This window comes from Algoriphagus halophilus (assembly GCF_041729275.1).
GTDB lineage: Bacteria > Bacteroidota > Bacteroidia > Cytophagales > Cyclobacteriaceae > Algoriphagus > Algoriphagus halophilus_A.
Genome location: NZ_CP146486.1, coordinates 3,865,437 through 3,881,659, shown reverse-complemented (window position 1 = coordinate 3,881,659; position 16,223 = coordinate 3,865,437). Strand labels below are relative to the sequence as shown.

Below are 16,223 nucleotides of genomic sequence, written 5' to 3'. Positions count from 1 at the left end.
ATTTGATTTAAGTTGACTGTGGGCAATGGACTTTAGTGACTAAGCTAGTTGACACCCCATTCATATGGTGGTGGTAATCCCAAAGAATAATCAAATGGTTGGTGAACTTCGTGGTTAAATGTTTAAGATGAAAAATATTGGGCTTTTAAAAACGCGAATTTAAAATCCTAGGATTTAGGTGCAGGATGGCATTCACGTGGTTTTCTCTACCAGATCAGCAGGTGCTAACCTTGAAAGCATAGCTTAGTTTATTTTGCTGTATAGAAACTGTAATTCGTGATAGTGACTACAGCATTTGGGGATAGACGATATGCCTTTCTTACCCATTGCTCTGCAAGAGCCCCTTGATCTTCATATCCACCATGACCTTTCACAATGGAAATGTCTTCATCTCTGTCATTGAAGTTCTGTGTTTCACCATTGTCTGTATAACTTCCTTGAACATTTAATTTCTTTTTTTGCCATGACTTCCTGATTTTTGCTGAATCACAGATTCCTGCCTGGATAGGTAAGGATCTCTCACTGATTTTCTTTGGAGGAGTAGATTAGTGGTGGATCTGTTATTTGCAATACTTTGTAAATCTTTCATATGAACCGTCTCAGGTCTGTTGTCTACCAGCTGAAGCGTGGAATCCGAATTGCTTGGATGAGAAGGTAATGGATTGGTTACCGTTTTTCTAGTAGAATTTGTATGTTTTTCTGTTTGCTCGGCGTGTGTTTGCATGATGTGATGGGTAGGTAAAAAATTTCCTTTTTAAAAATTGGTTGACGCAAAATATACTTCTCGGATGGAACTGTATTTTTCTGATTTACAAAAAGATAATAGTGCTTTCAAATACAAAATAAGAATTTAAGTGATATGATCCTTCGTTCATCTTGAAAGATTAGGGATTCAAGGGCTAAAATAGAGAGAGGATTCCGCTACTTTCCTCCATTAAGACTGGAAAATGGAAGTTTTTTAGAGTAATGATTTACTAAAATCTTCTCACCTCTTCCTTGATTAAACTTCGATTTACTGAATTTAAAGGTCCCTAATTTACATTTTGATCCACAAGGTTATAAATCATCAAAAGCAAAAGTTAAATCTAGTTTACTCAAATTTGAATTCTTACGCCGCAAGTTATAGGTGGGTATCAATACCATTCTTGCGAATAAACATTAATGTTCTATTTTTTTTATTTCCCAAAGAGCTTTAATGGCTTCTGCATTTCCTTCGTCATTTAATTCATTTTCTTTCTGGAGCATCTGATATCTTATTTCTAATTCATTTTGTACCGCTGTCACAAATTCTTTATCATCAGGTCTCCACTGCCATATCAAAGTTGCATTTATTAGTTTGTCTTGCGCTTCTTCAGCAGATTCAAACAAATTCACTTTATTTTCTTTAGGGAACCATGGGTCTACCTCTTTGCCAAGACTTCCCTCTTGAACTAGGACTGATCTATGTTTATTTAATTTTTCATTAGGTGGATTTATTTCATACTCATTATCTGTTTGAGGTTCATAACTGATAAGTACTGGTTCTTTTCCTTTTTCTACAAGGCTTAAAAAGGTGGATGCAGAGATATGGTCACAGGATCCTCCCCTGTTTTCTTTAAAACAAAATCTCTCCATACAATCTCAATTAAATTTCCAAAATCATTATTTATTTCTATTAATTCTTTAATGTCATCTAATTTCTCTTTTCTCAACACACCTCTATATTTTTCTCCGTTGATTGGTTGATATAAATTGTTGTCTTTTCCTACATGGGAACTGACAGACATTTGATTATCTCCCTCCTCAGTCATAAACTCTTTTCTATAAAGAGCATCTCTCGCCAACTCTTTCATATCTTGATTTTCTGGGGAATTGTCAACAGAGTTATTTGTTTTAAGTAACATTTGTTCCAATCGAGTGGCTCTGTGGAAACGTTTCTTTGCCTCTTCCGAACTCGAGGTCAAGTTGCCTGGACCATCAGGCAAATGATCTAATACTTCTCTAGCGCTTTCTTCTTCGGGATTAAACTGGACAGGTGCATTGCTCTTTAGTTGAGTTACTTGTTGTACAGGTTTATTGAATGCCAAAGTCATTGCGTTAGGGTAACGACTTACATTTTCGCTATGAAAAGATTGGGCTTCTGGCCCATACATTCTAAAGAAATACCTGGGATCTAAATCTGCAGGCGCATGGTCGTCAGCTTCTTCATTTCTTCTAACGTAGTTTTCCATCGTGATATAATCTGCTCCACTTCTGGCAATGACTGTTGCAAAATGATAAGGTGCTGGTTTATTGATCATTTTACCTGTGCGATAATCCATCACACTAAAATCACCACTTACATCTCCAATTGATTTTCCTATTGAAAAAATAGCCATGGCATCACCAGCATCTGGGGCAGCACTTTCATTAATCCCCAATTGATCAATGATTTCTTTGGAATTGGGTTTATTTAAAAATTCATTGGAATAATAGCCTCCAATTCTATCTTTCATGTCCTCCATTCTCGCTGTTAATTTCGATTCGCTCAAACCATCTTGATACCCTGTAATCTTATCTCTTGAATCTAAAGAGTGATCCCGTGTGATCTCCATTAATTTTTTCTTCGATAGGCTCGGATTGAAAGAATCGACTGAATCCGGAAGATTGCTCATATTCTTTTGCCTTTAAATAGGCAGGTAAAAAACTAGCTAGTCTACCCACTAGTTCTAACCCTAAATCTCCAGAAGGTGGATCCATAGTTTCGCTTCCGGGTTTGAATTTTCCTTGAAATCTATTTTGTCCCCCACCGCCTATTTTAGTAATAGCACATGCCGCATCATTACAATTTTCGGAATCTTTACATTGGTGCCTGTTTCCTGATTTTCAGTCCCGGCATGTTTAACAGGAATGATAAGACTTAATTGATGATCATTACCTTCTTGGTCTTGAACAGTGATCACTTGAGTCCCTTCTTCAAAAGAAATTGGTGAGTTAATCTTTGCCATCGCTTGATTAGCTTCATTTAAAATATCACTGTCTGCGTAGAAAAATTTGGCTTGTCGAGCTCCTTTGTCTGAATCTTCAATTGCCATTTTTCCTGTAACAGCCACTCGAACTTTACTTGAAGTTTTTGATTCTAGCTGGGCCCCAGTTCCGAATTGATTTAAAAATGTTTTTCCTCCTCCCTCCTTTTCACGAGATACTTGGGAAGTAAAACTACCATCAACTTCATTTTCAGGAATAAGGTATCGTTGAGTTGTGGTCTTTGGAAAAGAGGTGTTTTGCAAGGAAGAATTGGGAACTATAGACTGATTTTGAAATGCTTTTAATCCCATCTCATCTGCCTCTTTCTCTAAGCCAGCATCATCATTAATATTGACTTTTTCTTTCATTTGCATGGTCGGTTTTACCCTTCCTTGCTTTTGCTGTACCACATGCCATGCCTCGTGAGGCAAATGCTTTTCTTGCCCGGATGCTATATGAATATCTTTACCTTGAGCATAGGCATGAGCCTGTAGTTGAGCAGGTTTACTGGAATTGTAATGCACTCTCACATCATCCATAGTGAAACCTGAGAGATTTTCAATTCCCGATTTAAGAGAGTCAGGTAAGCCCGTCCTATTCTCTTTCTTCTGGATAGGAGGAGATTTGGGCGATAAATGATTGCCTTCCATCCTATGCAATGGAACAGATGCTTGAACCTGTAGGCTGGAATTCGCCATTTTTTTCAGTTTCCGTTGGGCTACTGCCTCCGACCGATTATCCACCCAGGGAAAAGCAGACTCAACCCCACTTTGTTGAGAAGAGACAGCATGCTTCACAGAATGAGTTGCCTTTCTTCCCGTAGCTTTGGGATTCTTTGGAGTTTGGTCAGCGTGCCTGTGCATGATGTGATGGTTAGGTAAAAAATTCATTTTAAAAATTGTAAAACATACAGCTCCGACTGAACTGTATTTTTCTGATTTACAAAAAGATAACAGCGCTTTCAAGTACAAAATAAGAATTTAAGTGAATTGATCCTTGAAATCATGCCTAGGTTTTTGATGGCTGCATACTTTTTCTAAATCGCTTGTAGTCAAATTTAGCTTTATAGGGCACCAAAAATGAAATGTAATCAGACGAGCATACCCGGTTTAAATTCTGACCAATTTAAAGCGGCAGTGATTGAATTGTTCCAGAAACTACCTATTCATGGAGCTTTCCTTAAGCAATTATCTGCCGCTCACATAAAAAAACTGTCTCCATGAAACCAGTATCAATTCTTCAGGTTAACATTGTAATCTACCAACCAAAAGCCACAGCTCTTTAACTCAGTGGCTTTCCGACTTTACCTAGTAAAAAAAATGTTAAGAAAGGCAATTTTCCTTTTGGCCCTCTTTCTATGTACAAGGGTTTCCATTGCACAGGATATCATTTTTAAGAAAATAGATGTTCCTATTGTGATTGATGGGGAGATCGATGAAATCTGGGCCGAAGCGGATTCTGCCTATAATTGGATGCAGCAATTTCCCTACGATTCCTCCTTGGCAGTGAATCAGACCGTTGCCAAGGTGCTGTACGATGATAAGAATGTGTATGTGCTTGGGATCATGTACAATGCCACAGATGACCGGTCCTATGTGACCCCCTCTCTCAGACGGGACTTTAGAGGGGCTGCCAATGATAATTTTACCGTGATTTTTGACACCTTTCAAGATAGAACGAATGCCTTTTCTTTCGGGATCAATCCCTTTGGGGTTCGAAGAGAGGGATTGGTGGTAAATGGAGGAAGTGGCCGCGAATCATTCAGTCTGGACTGGGACAATGTTTGGGGGGAGAGGCCAAGCCCCATCAAGGGTACTGGGTGGCTGAAATCGCCATTCCTTTGAATTCCCTACGATTTAATGAAGGACAAAAATTTTGGAATCTCAATTTTTACCGGGTAGATAGTGAAAGCGCAGAACGATCCACTTGGGCACCGATTCAACGGAATTTTAGTCTCTATAATTTAGCTTCATCCAGGGTAGCTGAGTGGGAACAACCAACCAAAAGAAGTGGTAAGAATCTCTCTTTTATACCCTTTGTATCGGGAAACTATGATCAAAATTTTGCGGAAGGGCTAGAGGCCAATACTGGGATGAGTGCGGGTTTCGATGTGAAATATGGCATTACCCCAGGACTGAATCTGGACCTCACCGTCAATCCTGATTTTTCTCAGGTGGAGGTAGACCAGCAAGTAACCAATTTGGACCGCTTTGAGATATTCTTTCCTGAAAGAAGGCAGTTTTTCCTGGAGAATGCAGACTTGTTTTCGGATTATGGCTTGAGAGATACACGGCCATTTTTTAGTAGAAGAATTGGAGTTTCCCGGGATGAAAATACCGGGCAGAACATTCAATCCCGTATTCCCCTGGGCTTGAGATTGAGCGGGAAAGTAAATGACAATCTTCGAGTGGGGGTCTTAAGTATGCAAGTGGCAGATAATCAAACGGCCCAATTGCCTTCTTACAATTACTCCATGATTTCCTTACAGCAAAAAGTCTTTTCTAGATCCAATATTTCGGCCTTTTTGGTCAATAAACAAACCTTTGAAGATCCTAAGGAATACAGCGATAGTTTATATAATGAATGGGACCGGACCTTTGGATTCGATTATAACCTGGCTTCGGCAGATAATAAAATCACAGGAAAGTTTTTCTACCATCAAAATATCAATCAAGTAAAGGTGGATAGCGCCTTTGCAACTGGGATGGAATTCCTATACAGTGTGCCGGAGTGGGAATTTAATATGCGAGCCCAGATGGTCGGAGCGAATTATGCCCCGAAGTAGGTTTTGTGCGACGGACGGATCTTCAACAACTCGCCATGACCTATCGAAAAAGGTTTTACCCCACGAGTGGAGGAGTCCAGCGACATGGTCCTGGCTTTGATGTGGATTTGAAAGGGAACCAAACCTATGGATTGCTCGACTGGGACGTGAATATTTTATATGATATCACTTGGCGCACCTCTGCTGAGTTCTCCGCTAGGCTACGAAGACAATACACCTACCTGTTTAGATCCTTTGATCCCAGTGGTACAGGTGGACTTCCTTTGGAGGCCAACACCGAATACACCAATAACCTGTTGATCGCGCGGTACCAGTCTGACGCAAGAAAAAAATATCCTTTGAGTTGAGCACCCGCTCAGGGGAATATTACAATGGGATGCGATGGAACCTCGAGGGTAGCATTCAGTGGCGCTACCAGCCATTGGGTTTTACCAGCATTGACTTTGCCTACAATGGCATCCGCTTGCCGGATCCCTATAACGATGCCAACCTCTTTTTGATCGGACCGCGCTTTGATTTTACCTTCAGCAAAAAACTCTTTTGGACCACCTTTGTCCAGTACAACAGTCAAATTGATAATGTAAACATCAATTCACGCTTGCAATGGCGTTTTGCACCGGTTTCAGATATCTTCTTGGTGTATACGGACAATTACCTGGCAGAAACACAGGAAGGATTTATTCAATTTGGCGGGTCCAAATCCCGTGCTTTGGTATTTAAGATGACCTATTGGTTGAATTTGTAGATCAGCATGGTAAAAACTCTCTCGCCTAAGTGAGTGCCTTCGCTCAGATTTTATTAACTGTTTTTGAAGACTAAAACTAGGAAGGAGGGGCTATATATAAAACCTTCGAGGTGTTGAAAACCTCAAAGGTTGTCCGTACCGCCTAGGTGAGTGCCTTCAGTCATATTTTTGTTTGCTGTTTGAGGAGACTTAAACCAGGGAGGAGGATTCTTAATTGGATTGACCTAAATAATCCACTACTTTCTGAGCTTTTTGAAGTAGTTCCTCCTGAAATTTTCGAATTTGCGGTCTATAGGCCACATCATAAATTTGAAGGGGATTTTTTATTTCATTAGACACCTGAATATTTTTTCTAAATAATTAGGGTAATAATAATATAATTGACCCAACTAACTAGGCAGTTAGCTGCTTTTGTCCAGAAGTTTTTTTATTTATTTAATTATTCTTTATGAAAAGTTTAAAAAAATCATTTTTGGATGTGCTTTGGGATTTGGCATTGCTTTTTTGCCATACCTGAAAGAGCAGAAGCTGAATGCACAAAACCTGGATATTATGGCGTAACCTATCCTTCCAAATATTGTGATCCACAAGGAATAGGAAGTTGTCTCGATCGCGAATGTCCACCAGAACAGTAAAAAATAGCAGGAGAAAATTCTCCTGCTTTTAATTTTCAATTCTTACTTCCGTCATTACAAGACAAAGAGTTGGTTTATGAAATTGACTTAAATACAGGGGAACCAAATTTTCTTGACTTTCATTTTCCAAAGGATTACATGCCTGAAGGAGTCAAACATTTTGAAGGATCAATCACCCATGGTGCCAATAAACATGTTTATTCTCTTTTGGAGACCATCGATTATTTTATGTAGATGAATTTGGAGATTCCTTGAAATTAAAAAATGGAAATAGTGAATTCCTTCCTGAAAAGTTCCCCTACTTCCCTCCTAATGCTGATGGCTTTACATATCGCAAATATTCTTAACTATAGTCCCCACTATGAATCTTTGGACATTGATCCCTACAGAAATGTATTTATCCGTTTTGCTTTTCATGAATTCGAGCCCGACGAGTCAATTGCCATAAACGATATGAGAAATTATTCCGGGCCATTTTCCATTCAGGTTTTTGACAGTGAATTGAACTTGATATCAGAAACTGCATTCGAAGCCAATCAGTATCATCCCTTCGATTATTTTATCACAGAAAATGGTATCTACCTTTCCATTAATCATCCTCTTAATCATAAGAATAAAGAAGATGAAATGAATTTTGAATTGCTGAAATTTGAGGAAATAACTCCATAAAAAAATCCCCTTCAATTAATTTTGAAGGGGATTTTTTATTTCTCCTTTTGAACTTAAGAGTTCATCAACTCCTCTATCTCCTCCGCCTCTACCGGAATATCTCCCATCAAGTCAAGATACCCATTCTCCTGAACTACAATATTGTTCTCCAATCGAATTCCCATTCCCTCGGCAGGAATATAAATTCCTGGCTCCACAGTAAAGACCATTCCTGGCTTGATCGGTCCATGCATCGTCCCTACATCATGCACATCTAATCCCAGATGATGGGAAGTCCCATGCATAAAATACTTTTTATAGGCTGGCCAATTTGGGTCTTGGTTTTTTACATCCGTCTGATCAATCAATCCCAATCCAATTAACTCGCTTTGCATGATCAACCCCACTTCCTTATGATAATCCTGTATATTTTGGCCAGGGATAAGCATACTGGAAGCTTGGTTCTTCACTCTTAAAACCGCATCATACACTGCTCTTTGTCTCTTGGTAAATCTTCCGTTCACAGGAATGGTACGCGTCATGTCTGCATTGTAGTTTCCATACTCCGCTCCCACATCCATTAAAATCAATTCACCATCCTTACACTCTTTGTTATTTTCCAAATAATGCAACACACAGGCACTACCGCCTGAGGCAATGATCGGTTCGTATGCAAAACCTTTGCTTCGATTTCTGACGAATTCATGCAGATACTCCGCCTCAATTTCATATTCAGTCACCCCAGGCTTTACAAAAGACAATATCCTTCTGAATCCTTTGTTGGTGATATCACAAGCAATCTGTAGCTGATCGATTTCCTCCTGCTCCTTCACCCCTCTTAATTCATGCATAATAGGGGCAGCTCGCTCGTATTCATGCAATGGAAATTGTTCCTTACAGGTCTTGATAAATCGGGCATCTCTGGTTTCGACCACCACACCTGCTCTCAGATGTTCATTGGTATTCAGGTACACCTGATCGGAGAGCGCCATGACTGTTCCGAAAATTTGATCAAAACTGGAAAGCCACTGGATATTTTGAATACCAGAAGCCGCTTCAGCCTCTTCTTTGGTATACTTATGACCTTCCCAAATAGCGATCAGCTCGCTGGTTTCTCGTAGGAACAAGACCTCTCTCATGGTTGGATTGGGACAATCAGGAGCCAATAATAAAATCGTTTCTTCCTGATCTATGCCGCAGAGATAAAATAGGTCGTTATTTTGACGAAATTTCATCGTCCCATCTGCATTGGTAGGCATGATGTCATTTGCATTGAAAATGGCTACACTGTTCTTTTTCAGTTTAGCTGCAAACTTGGCTCTATTTTTTATGTATAAACTCTGGGGTAATGGTTGATATTTCATAAATCCTTTCTGATTTTTTCAAAGCCGAAGTTACTAAAATCTGCTTCAAAAGGAGAGGAAAACAAGGCGGGAAACAAATTGATGCTTTTCTTTGTATTTTACCGAGAAGGTATTCAAAAATGGATTTAAACATTCAAGGAATTAAAGAACGGAATCCGGATCGTTCATCAGGAAGTCACACATACCCGATTGGTACATTGTGGCTTTATATTGAACATAGGCAGCAGAGATGAAACGAAAGAGCAGGAAGGCCTAGCCCACTTCTGGGAACACATGGCCTTCAAAGGAACCAAGAAAAGAAAAACATTCCATATCTTAAATAGACTGGAATCGCTGGGTGGGGAGTTAAATGCCTATACCACCAAAGAGAAAGTTTGCTTCTATGCTTCTACCTTGAAGGAGCATTATTCCAAAGCAGCAGATTTGCTTTATGACATCACTTTTAACAGTACCTTCCCTCAAAAACAGATAGAAAAGGAACGGCAGGTCATTTTAGAGGAAATGGCCATGTACCGGGATTCTCCAGAGGATTCTATTCAAGATGAACTGGACGAATTGGTATTTGAAAATCACTCTCTTGGAAGAAATATTCTGGGAAATGAGGAGACTGTAAGTAGTTTTTCACATTTGGACTTCATCGATTTTATTTCTACCCGACTGGATACCCATCAGGTCATATTTTCGGTAGTTGGCAATATTCCCTTCTCCAAAGTATTGAAATCCATAGAAGGTCCTTTAAATGAAATTCAGGAAAAGCGAAGCCTCTATGTGCGAAATGGCTTTCATAGCTACCTGCCAAAAACCAAAATCATTGAGCGTGAAATTTCTCAGTCTCTTTGTGCCATAGGCAGACCCGCGTATTCTTTACATGACCCTAATCGATACAAGCTGTTTTTACTTAACAATATTCTGGGTGGGCCCAGTATGAATAGCCGATTGAATTTGACTCTAAGAGAAAGATATGGCTATGTGTACAACATCGAGTCTACTTACTCTCCTTTTTCGGATACCGGTTTTTTGGAGTGTATTTCGGCACAGAAGAGAAAACCTTGAAAAAAGCCCAAAGTCTGGTCATGAAAGAAATGGCTACGCTTCAAAAGAAAAAACTTGGGAAAATTCAGCTTCAAATGGCCAAGGAACAAGCCATCGGGCAAATGGCCATGGCCGAAGAGAATTATGCAGGTTTGATGCTGGTATATGGAAAAAGCCTCCTAGATCATGACAAAGTAGACCCTTTGGAAAGTATCTTTGAAAAAATAAAGAACACGACAGCTGATGAACTTCAGGAGATTGCCAATGAGATTTTCAATCCTGAAAACATGAGTTTTCTAACGTATAAGCCCCAATAATCATGGAATTTATCTCCGATGACTTATTACAATATTGCGAAAACCACACCACTGAAGAGGATGTATTGCTTCAAAAAATCACCCGGGAGACTCAGCTGAAAGTCTTGAAACCGAGAATGCTTTCCGGTCAACTTCAAGGGAAAATGCTGGAACTATTTACCAAAATGATCAATCCAAAAATCGCTTTGGAAGTGGGGACCTATACCGGTTATTCCGCCATTTGTATTGCAAGGGGATTAAGTAAATCCAGCAAATTGATCACCATGGACATCAATGATGAATTGGAAACCATGGTCAGAGGATTTTTGAGGAAAGTGGCTTGGCAGATCAAATTGATTACCGGTTAGGCAATGCTTTGGACCTGCTTCCAAACGTGGATGGACCAATTGATATGGCTTTTATCGATGCCGATAAAATCAATAATGAAAAATACTACGAGCTGATTCTGGAGAAAATGAACACCGGAGGGATCATCATGGCTGACAATGTACTTTGGTCGGGAAAAGTATTGGTTGAAGAGGGAAAGAAAATCGATAAAGACACCCAGGCAATTCTGGACTTTAATGCCAAAATAACCCAGGATCCAAGGGTAGAAAATGTGCTATTACCAATACGGGATGGCATTATGATGGCGAGAAAATTATAGCATATTCAAAAAGGGAATCATTTTTGCTAAAAAGAGGCTGAGCACCAGATTAAAGCCTTTTTGGAATGAGTAAACATAAATTTTCAAGCCTTCTTTTCATCCTCACGCTCTTCAGTAGCTTTTCTTTGCTTGCGCAGATTCCGCAAGTACCTGCTGAATTGGAGTTTGCAGATTTAATTGTAAGAATTAATCCACAAGCGAGAAGGGAAATTCAACTGGATGTAGATGCTCAATATAGAAACCCCGAATATTTCAAAATCAAGCGGGAACGGGTCAATTTATATATGCCGATTATCGAAGATATACTCCGAGACAATCAAGTTCCTGAAGATTTAAAATACCTGGTAATCCAAGAAAGCTCCCTCATAGCCGATGCGGTTTCTACCTCCAACGCCGTTGGATTTTGGCAATTCAAACAGGGTACTGCAGAGGAAGTATTTCTTCGCGTGGACAATCAGATCGATGAACGAAAGAATATTGTTTCCTCTACCCGTGGTGCGGCTTTGTATTTAAAAAAGCATAACAACACTTTTGACAATTGGATGTGTGCTTTGGTTTCCTATCAAATGGGACTAGGTGGTGCAAAAGCCTATTTTGGAACAAGATATAATGGAAAGCGCGTGGTGGATGTAGACAGGAATACGCATTGGTATTTCAAAAAGTTCTTGGCCCATAAAATTGCCTTTGAAAACCAACTTGGTGTACTCACTTCGAATTCTAGAATGGTAGAAGTCCCTATTCAAGGTCCAACTACCCTAGCTGCCTTGGCCAAAAAATATGGAGTATCTGAGTCGCATTTAAAAGAATACAATAAATGGACCTCTAATGGTAAGATCCCAGGCGATAGAACCTATGGATTAGTATATATCCAGGATGGAACACTACCGGTACAACCTGCTATTATTAAAAGTAGTCCATCCAAAAACAGTTCTAACAGTAACAATTCGTTCGCCAATTCACCAGCTTATAAGCAGGCTAACTCCTATCCAAGGATCAGCGGCAATACGACAAAGGCGAGTCAGCCAGACCAGATCACCGTCAATGATATCGAAGGAGTTCTAGCCTCACAGACTACTACACAGAGTAACTTCACTGATAAGATTGGTATCAAGGAGAAGAAATTTAGAAGACTCAATGATCTTGATCCTGGAGAAAGAATTGAAGCGGGAGAATACTACTATACCAAGAAAAAGAAATCCAAAGCTGAAGTTGAGCACCATATAGTGATGCCTGGAGAAACACTTTGGAGCATCTCTCAAAAGTATGGAATCAAGCTTTCTTCTTTGAAATCTAAAAACCGCATCAGAAAAGATTCTGACCTGAAAGTAGGCATGGTATTGAATCTTCAAGATCACCGGAAACGTGGGGAGGATATACGGGTTGTCAATATCAAGAAAGCTCCTCCAGCCCAGAAGGCGGTAGTTGCCAGTAACTCAAGCTCCACGGGACCTTCAAAGCAAGAAAGAACCTCCACATCCAATTCAAGTTCCAAGGGAAAGATTACCCATGTGGTAAGCAAAGGTGACACGCTTTTTGCGATCAGTAAAAAATATGGGGTTACAGTCAATGACTTAAAATCCTGGAATAACATTGGCAGTCAAAACATCATTAGCATCGGTCAGAAATTGGTTATCTTCACGCCCTGATCCTATTATCTTCATTTTTGAATGCGTAATTACCTCCTTTTTATAGGATTTCTTTTGTTTGGAATGAGTCATCAGGTATTGGCTCAAGATCGTCTGATTATCCCTGATACAGTTCTGATCAATGGGGACACCTTATTAATGCTAGGCGACTCCTTGTTGGTAGAAGAACCCAAAAAGAAATTTTCTGGGAGACCGGAGGTAATTATAATTTGAACATCCAACAAGTGACAATAAGTAACTGGGCAGCGGGTGGAGCAAGCTCTTTTGCACTCAATTCTGGGATTTCCATTTTTGCGAATTATAAGAAAGATAAAAAGTCTGGGACACACAAGTCACCATTAACTTGGGGATGAATCGTCAAGATGATCGTGATTTTAAAACCGGAAAAGTAATGACAACTTTATTTTCGTCAGTAATTATGGACGGGAGCTTTCTGAAAAATTTTACCTCTCTACCCAATTGGATGCCCGAACGCAACTGCTGGCAGGGTATAAATATTCCAGACCCTCCGGAAGTGATCAGGATGTAAGAACCAAAATATCGGATTTACTCTCACCTGGCTATGTTCAATCTTCTACGGGTTTGAACTACAGAAGGACCTATTCAGATAAAAGCAAATTGTCCGTCATTCTATCTCCATTTACGGGTCGTTTTACGATTGTAATGGACGATTCATTGAGCCGTGCCGGAGCATTTGGGGTAGTTCCAGGAGAAAATGTACGTGCCGAGGCAGGTATGTCATTGGCAACTTCCGTGGCAGATATTCAGCTCATGGAAAATATTACCTGGAAAGCAGATCTCAACCTTTTCTCGAATTACGAACGGTTTGGAAACATGGTCGTGAATTTCAACTCCACCATTCGAATGAAAGTAAACAAGTACATTTCAACCAGGATGGAAACCAGAATTATCTACGATGAGGAGGTGTTTATCAAACAAGATGACGGCAGTTCCAAACAGGCAGTACAGCTCCAGAATTTGATAAATTTTGGGATTTCTCTAGATTTTTAGTAGTCTGTTTCCAAACCAAATCTTCTCTGAAACTCAGCTAATGCCGCATGCTTTTCCTTCAGGAATCGAAGCTTATCGGAACTGGTATAGAGTTTATTGGTAGCGGATTCCAGCTCCTCTTTTACCACTAATTTGATGGCCAGTTTACCCGCTCCAGTCAAGTCTCTGATTAAAGTCAATAATTCCGGCTTCATTTTCTGCGCAATTTCTTCCTGAACATGCCCCATGACTTCCAGACAAATTTCATGTCCTTCCATCTTGATTGGTTGGTTCAAAATCGCATGTTCCAATACTTTCCCTTCCAGCCTATAATGATCCAAAACCTTTGGCATAACCTCATCCAACATGGATTGAGTTAATTGGAGGGTATTCACTGGCTCCACTACTTTTGCCTCCGCTTTCCGCTGCTCATTTCTTTTTTCCTCATCCTTAGCTTTCTCCTCCAAAATCTTCTTGGTATGAGACAAGCTGGTAGGAATAGACATCGTCCTCTGAACAGGAACAGGCTTAGCTTTAGCTATTGAGGTAGAATTTGAATCGGAAGGAGCTACTTTAGGCTCTGATTTACTCAGACTTTTTTTGACTCCTCGGCAGCCAGAGTTGCCAATTTGAAGACCTGGGGCAGTTTGGCCATTTTCATCAATGCCAGTTCTACATGGAGGCGTTGATTTTTGGAGGTCTTATAATTGATATCGCATTGGTTGGCGATATTTAGAGCTGATAACAAAAAGGACACGGAAGTGGCTCCCGTCTGTTGTAAGTATCTTTCTTTTGCGCTTTCAGAAACCTGGATTAACTCAACGGTAGCGGGATCTTTTGCCACCAACAAATCTCTAAAGTGCTCACATAGACCAACAATGAAATTATGACCATCAAACCCCTTCTTTAGGATTTCATCAAAAATCAACAATGCCTTGGATAAATCTTCCTCAATCAAGGCATCAACTACTTTGAAATAGTAATCGTAATCGAGGATATGAAGATTGTCGATAGTTTCCAGGTAGGTGACTTTCTTGCCCGCAGAATAGGTGACGATCAAATCAAAAATAGACAAGGCATCACGGAGCGCACCATCCGCTTTGGTGGCTATCAATCTCAAAGCTTCTTCTTCGTAGTCTACCTGTTCCTTCTCTGCAATGTATTTTAGATGCTCAGCAATATGTTTGATCTGAATTCTGTTGAAATCAAAAATCTGGCATCGGGAAAGTATCGTGGGGATGATCTTATGCTTCTCTGTAGTAGCAAGAATGAAAATCGCATATTTCGGAGGCTCTTCCAAGGTCTTCAGAAAGGCATTAAAGGCCTGATTGGAAAGCATATGAACCTCATCAATAATATATACCTTGTATTGACCTTTTTGAGGCGCGTAGCGCACTTGGTCCACCAGGTTTCTAATATCATCTACCGAGTTGTTGGAGGCCGCATCCAGCTCATAAATATTAAAAGAACTGTTGTTTTTAAAAGAAACACAGGATTCACATTCACCGCATGCTTCCTGATCTGCCTGCCGATTTTCGCAGTTAATGGTTTTTGCCAAAATTCGGGCACAGGTAGTTTTACCTACACCACGAGGTCCACAAAAAGGAAAGCCTGAGCTAAGTGATTGTTTTTAATCGCATTTTGAAGAGTCGTGGTAATGTGCTGCTGCCCAACCACACTCTTGAAATCTGCTGGTCTGTATTTTCTTGCCGAAACGACGAAGTTTTCCATCACCGCAAGATATAAAAAACTCCATATTCGGGAAGCCTAAATGTATGTGATCTGCGACAATTTCTGATAAAATGTTGATTTCCAATTCAAGAATTTTAAAAAAGCCCGATTGGAGGAGGAGAAACAAAAAACTATGTACTCTTGGAACCAAAAATCTATTACTTTTGTCATCCTTAACAAATGGGGCTGACCGGTATTGACAGTAAGTGTAAAGATCGGGCTCGCATGCAGGCTGGAGTATGTACGGCCTTGAAAGATTCATACGAACTATAATTGGCGAAAATTCTTACGCCATGGCTGCCTAATCTACCCTCTTAGGATAGATCGCTTAAAGGGTTGAGTTACTAGAGTAATTCCCCAGCCACATCTCACCGTCCGTTATCTGGTCCGGACGGATTTGAGGTGTCGACTTGACCGGGTTGCGGCTTGTGATGCTATTAAGCAAGTCTAAGATCAATAGCTAAGCCGGAACAAGGTGTGTCATCCAGCATATTTCGGTCGAAAACCTAACAGGTGACTAAGCATGTAGACGGTACGGTGTTTCCTTATCTGGACGCGAGTTCGAATCTCGCCAGCTCCACAAAAAGCCTTTTGTAATCAATCGATTATGGAAGGCTTTTCCTTTTTAAATCTTAAAATGGCGACTATTTGACTTTTTTAACACTCCCCTTGCTAGGAGGAATTTGTAATTCCTTCCTA

The 16,223-nt window shown here is 40.1% G+C and carries 16 protein-coding genes, 1 other RNA gene and 4 pseudogenes; 11 read left to right on the top strand and 10 right to left on the bottom strand.

Features of this window, described 5'->3' with window-relative positions; all coding sequences use genetic code 11:
* Nucleotides 1-248: 248 nt before the first annotated feature.
* From V8V91_RS20795 to V8V91_RS20770, 6 genes are all read right to left on the bottom strand, one after another.
* Entirely contained in the window at nucleotides 249-374 is a 126-nt protein-coding gene (locus tag V8V91_RS20795) for a hypothetical protein (protein ID WP_373397024.1), read from the bottom strand.
* Nucleotides 375-445: 71 nt separating this feature from the next.
* The gene (locus V8V91_RS20790; RefSeq protein ID WP_373397022.1) at nucleotides 446-724 is read right to left on the bottom strand and encodes a hypothetical protein; all 279 of its coding nucleotides are present in this window, start codon (nucleotides 722-724) and stop codon (nucleotides 446-448) included.
* Nucleotides 725-1,158: 434 nt separating this feature from the next.
* Nucleotides 1,159-1,614 carry a hypothetical protein gene (locus V8V91_RS20785; RefSeq protein WP_373397021.1) on the bottom strand — a complete coding sequence of 152 codons (456 nt, stop codon included), beginning with the start codon at nucleotides 1,612-1,614 and terminating at the stop codon, nucleotides 1,159-1,161.
* Nucleotides 1,545-2,573 (bottom strand): hypothetical protein, encoded by a 1,029-nt coding sequence (locus tag V8V91_RS20780; RefSeq protein WP_373397020.1) that lies wholly within the window; start codon nucleotides 2,571-2,573, stop codon nucleotides 1,545-1,547. The genes V8V91_RS20785 and V8V91_RS20780 overlap by 70 nt, the downstream gene beginning before the upstream one ends.
* Nucleotides 2,533-2,718: a hypothetical protein gene (locus V8V91_RS20775; protein ID WP_373397018.1), complete on the bottom strand. Its 186-nt coding sequence runs from the start codon at nucleotides 2,716-2,718 to the stop codon at nucleotides 2,533-2,535. The genes V8V91_RS20780 and V8V91_RS20775 overlap by 41 nt, the downstream gene beginning before the upstream one ends.
* Before the next feature lie 53 nt (nucleotides 2,719-2,771).
* Nucleotides 2,772-3,848, bottom strand: coding sequence for a DUF4157 domain-containing protein (locus V8V91_RS20770; protein ID WP_373397017.1), 1,077 nt, complete (start codon nucleotides 3,846-3,848; stop codon nucleotides 2,772-2,774).
* Nucleotides 3,849-4,304: 456 nt separating this feature from the next.
* Here V8V91_RS20770 and V8V91_RS20765 point away from each other — a divergent pair, with 456 nt between their 5' ends.
* From V8V91_RS20765 to V8V91_RS20750, 4 genes are read left to right on the top strand one after another with little or no spacing between them, the layout of a single operon-like run.
* Nucleotides 4,305-4,829 carry a hypothetical protein gene (locus tag V8V91_RS20765; RefSeq protein WP_373397016.1) on the top strand — a complete coding sequence of 175 codons (525 nt, stop codon included), beginning with the start codon at nucleotides 4,305-4,307 and terminating at the stop codon, nucleotides 4,827-4,829.
* A complete protein-coding gene (locus V8V91_RS20760) occupies nucleotides 4,805-5,770 on the top strand; it encodes a DUF5916 domain-containing protein (RefSeq protein WP_373397014.1) in 966 nt (321 codons plus the stop codon). Before V8V91_RS20765 ends, V8V91_RS20760 begins: the two co-directional genes overlap by 25 nt.
* Nucleotides 5,771-5,775: 5 nt before the next feature.
* The gene (locus tag V8V91_RS20755; protein ID WP_373397013.1) at nucleotides 5,776-6,117 is read left to right on the top strand and encodes a hypothetical protein; all 342 of its coding nucleotides are present in this window, start codon (nucleotides 5,776-5,778) and stop codon (nucleotides 6,115-6,117) included.
* A complete protein-coding gene (locus V8V91_RS20750) occupies nucleotides 6,114-6,515 on the top strand; it encodes a hypothetical protein (RefSeq protein WP_373397012.1) in 402 nt (133 codons plus the stop codon). Before V8V91_RS20755 ends, V8V91_RS20750 begins: the two co-directional genes overlap by 4 nt.
* 210 nt (nucleotides 6,516-6,725) lie before the next feature.
* On the opposite strand, the gene V8V91_RS20745 is transcribed toward V8V91_RS20750, so the two are convergent.
* Nucleotides 6,726-6,854, bottom strand: a complete 129-nt coding sequence (locus tag V8V91_RS20745; protein WP_373397011.1) for a hypothetical protein — start codon at nucleotides 6,852-6,854, stop codon at nucleotides 6,726-6,728.
* Nucleotides 6,855-7,219: 365 nt separating this feature from the next.
* On the opposite strand from V8V91_RS20745, the gene V8V91_RS20740 reads away from it, so the two are divergent.
* Complete coding sequence (locus V8V91_RS20740; protein ID WP_373397010.1) at nucleotides 7,220-7,384, top strand: hypothetical protein; 165 nt, start codon at nucleotides 7,220-7,222, stop codon at nucleotides 7,382-7,384.
* Nucleotides 7,385-7,414: 30 nt separating this feature from the next.
* Nucleotides 7,415-7,819 (top strand): DUF4221 family protein, encoded by a 405-nt coding sequence (locus V8V91_RS20735; RefSeq protein ID WP_373397009.1) that lies wholly within the window; start codon nucleotides 7,415-7,417, stop codon nucleotides 7,817-7,819.
* A gap of 53 nt (nucleotides 7,820-7,872) precedes the next feature.
* Here V8V91_RS20735 and V8V91_RS20730 read toward each other — a convergent pair whose 3' ends face one another.
* On the bottom strand, nucleotides 7,873-9,162 hold the full coding sequence (locus V8V91_RS20730) for an aminopeptidase P N-terminal domain-containing protein (protein ID WP_373397008.1): 1,290 nt from the start codon (nucleotides 9,160-9,162) through the stop codon (nucleotides 7,873-7,875).
* A 153-nt stretch (nucleotides 9,163-9,315) separates the two neighbouring features.
* Between V8V91_RS20730 and V8V91_RS20725 the strand changes: the two are divergent.
* The 4 genes and pseudogenes from V8V91_RS20725 to V8V91_RS20710 all read left to right on the top strand — a co-directional run bounded on the left by V8V91_RS20725 (nucleotide 9,316) and on the right by V8V91_RS20710 (nucleotide 13,814).
* Nucleotides 9,316-10,511: pseudogene (locus tag V8V91_RS20725) on the top strand (M16 family metallopeptidase).
* Nucleotides 10,512-10,588: 77 nt separating this feature from the next.
* Nucleotides 10,589-11,157 (top strand): annotated as a pseudogene (locus V8V91_RS20720) (O-methyltransferase).
* A gap of 65 nt (nucleotides 11,158-11,222) precedes the next feature.
* Nucleotides 11,223-12,803, top strand: coding sequence for a LysM peptidoglycan-binding domain-containing protein (locus V8V91_RS20715; RefSeq protein ID WP_373397006.1), 1,581 nt, complete (start codon nucleotides 11,223-11,225; stop codon nucleotides 12,801-12,803).
* A 21-nt stretch (nucleotides 12,804-12,824) separates the two neighbouring features.
* A pseudogene (locus V8V91_RS20710) lies at nucleotides 12,825-13,814 on the top strand (DUF3078 domain-containing protein).
* Here the strand turns inward: V8V91_RS20710 and V8V91_RS20705 are convergent.
* Nucleotides 13,811-14,299 carry a hypothetical protein gene (locus V8V91_RS20705; RefSeq protein ID WP_373397005.1) on the bottom strand — a complete coding sequence of 163 codons (489 nt, stop codon included), beginning with the start codon at nucleotides 14,297-14,299 and terminating at the stop codon, nucleotides 13,811-13,813. The pseudogene V8V91_RS20710 and the gene V8V91_RS20705 overlap by 4 nt on opposite strands.
* 83 nt (nucleotides 14,300-14,382) lie before the next feature.
* Nucleotides 14,383-15,524 (bottom strand): annotated as a pseudogene (locus V8V91_RS20700) (DNA polymerase III subunit gamma/tau).
* Between the two features lie 182 nt (nucleotides 15,525-15,706).
* Between V8V91_RS20700 and ssrA the strand changes: the two are divergent.
* Nucleotides 15,707-16,107, top strand: a transfer-messenger RNA (tmRNA) gene (ssrA, locus tag V8V91_RS20695).
* The last annotated feature ends 116 nt before the right edge of the window (nucleotides 16,108-16,223 follow it).

What these genes read in the sequence shown, in the direction of transcription:
- V8V91_RS20790 (WP_373397022.1), bottom strand. Translation starts at nt 724, where the DNA reads ATGCAAACACACGCCGAGCAAACAGAAAAACATACAAATTCTACTAGA.
- V8V91_RS20785 (WP_373397021.1), bottom strand. Translation starts at nt 1,614, where the DNA reads ATGGAGAGATTTTGTTTTAAAGAAAACAGGGGAGGATCCTGTGACCAT.
- V8V91_RS20780 (WP_373397020.1), bottom strand. Translation starts at nt 2,573, where the DNA reads ATGGAGATCACACGGGATCACTCTTTAGATTCAAGAGATAAGATTACA.
- V8V91_RS20775 (WP_373397018.1), bottom strand. Translation starts at nt 2,718, where the DNA reads ATGGATCCACCTTCTGGAGATTTAGGGTTAGAACTAGTGGGTAGACTA.
- V8V91_RS20770 (WP_373397017.1), bottom strand. Translation starts at nt 3,848, where the DNA reads ATGCACAGGCACGCTGACCAAACTCCAAAGAATCCCAAAGCTACGGGA.
- V8V91_RS20765 (WP_373397016.1), top strand. Translation starts at nt 4,305, where the DNA reads ATGTTAAGAAAGGCAATTTTCCTTTTGGCCCTCTTTCTATGTACAAGG.
- V8V91_RS20735 (WP_373397009.1), top strand. Translation starts at nt 7,415, where the DNA reads ATGGAAATAGTGAATTCCTTCCTGAAAAGTTCCCCTACTTCCCTCCTA.
- V8V91_RS20730 (WP_373397008.1), bottom strand. Translation starts at nt 9,162, where the DNA reads ATGAAATATCAACCATTACCCCAGAGTTTATACATAAAAAATAGAGCC.
- V8V91_RS20715 (WP_373397006.1), top strand. Translation starts at nt 11,223, where the DNA reads ATGAGTAAACATAAATTTTCAAGCCTTCTTTTCATCCTCACGCTCTTC.
- V8V91_RS20705 (WP_373397005.1), bottom strand. Translation starts at nt 14,299, where the DNA reads ATGTCTATTCCTACCAGCTTGTCTCATACCAAGAAGATTTTGGAGGAG.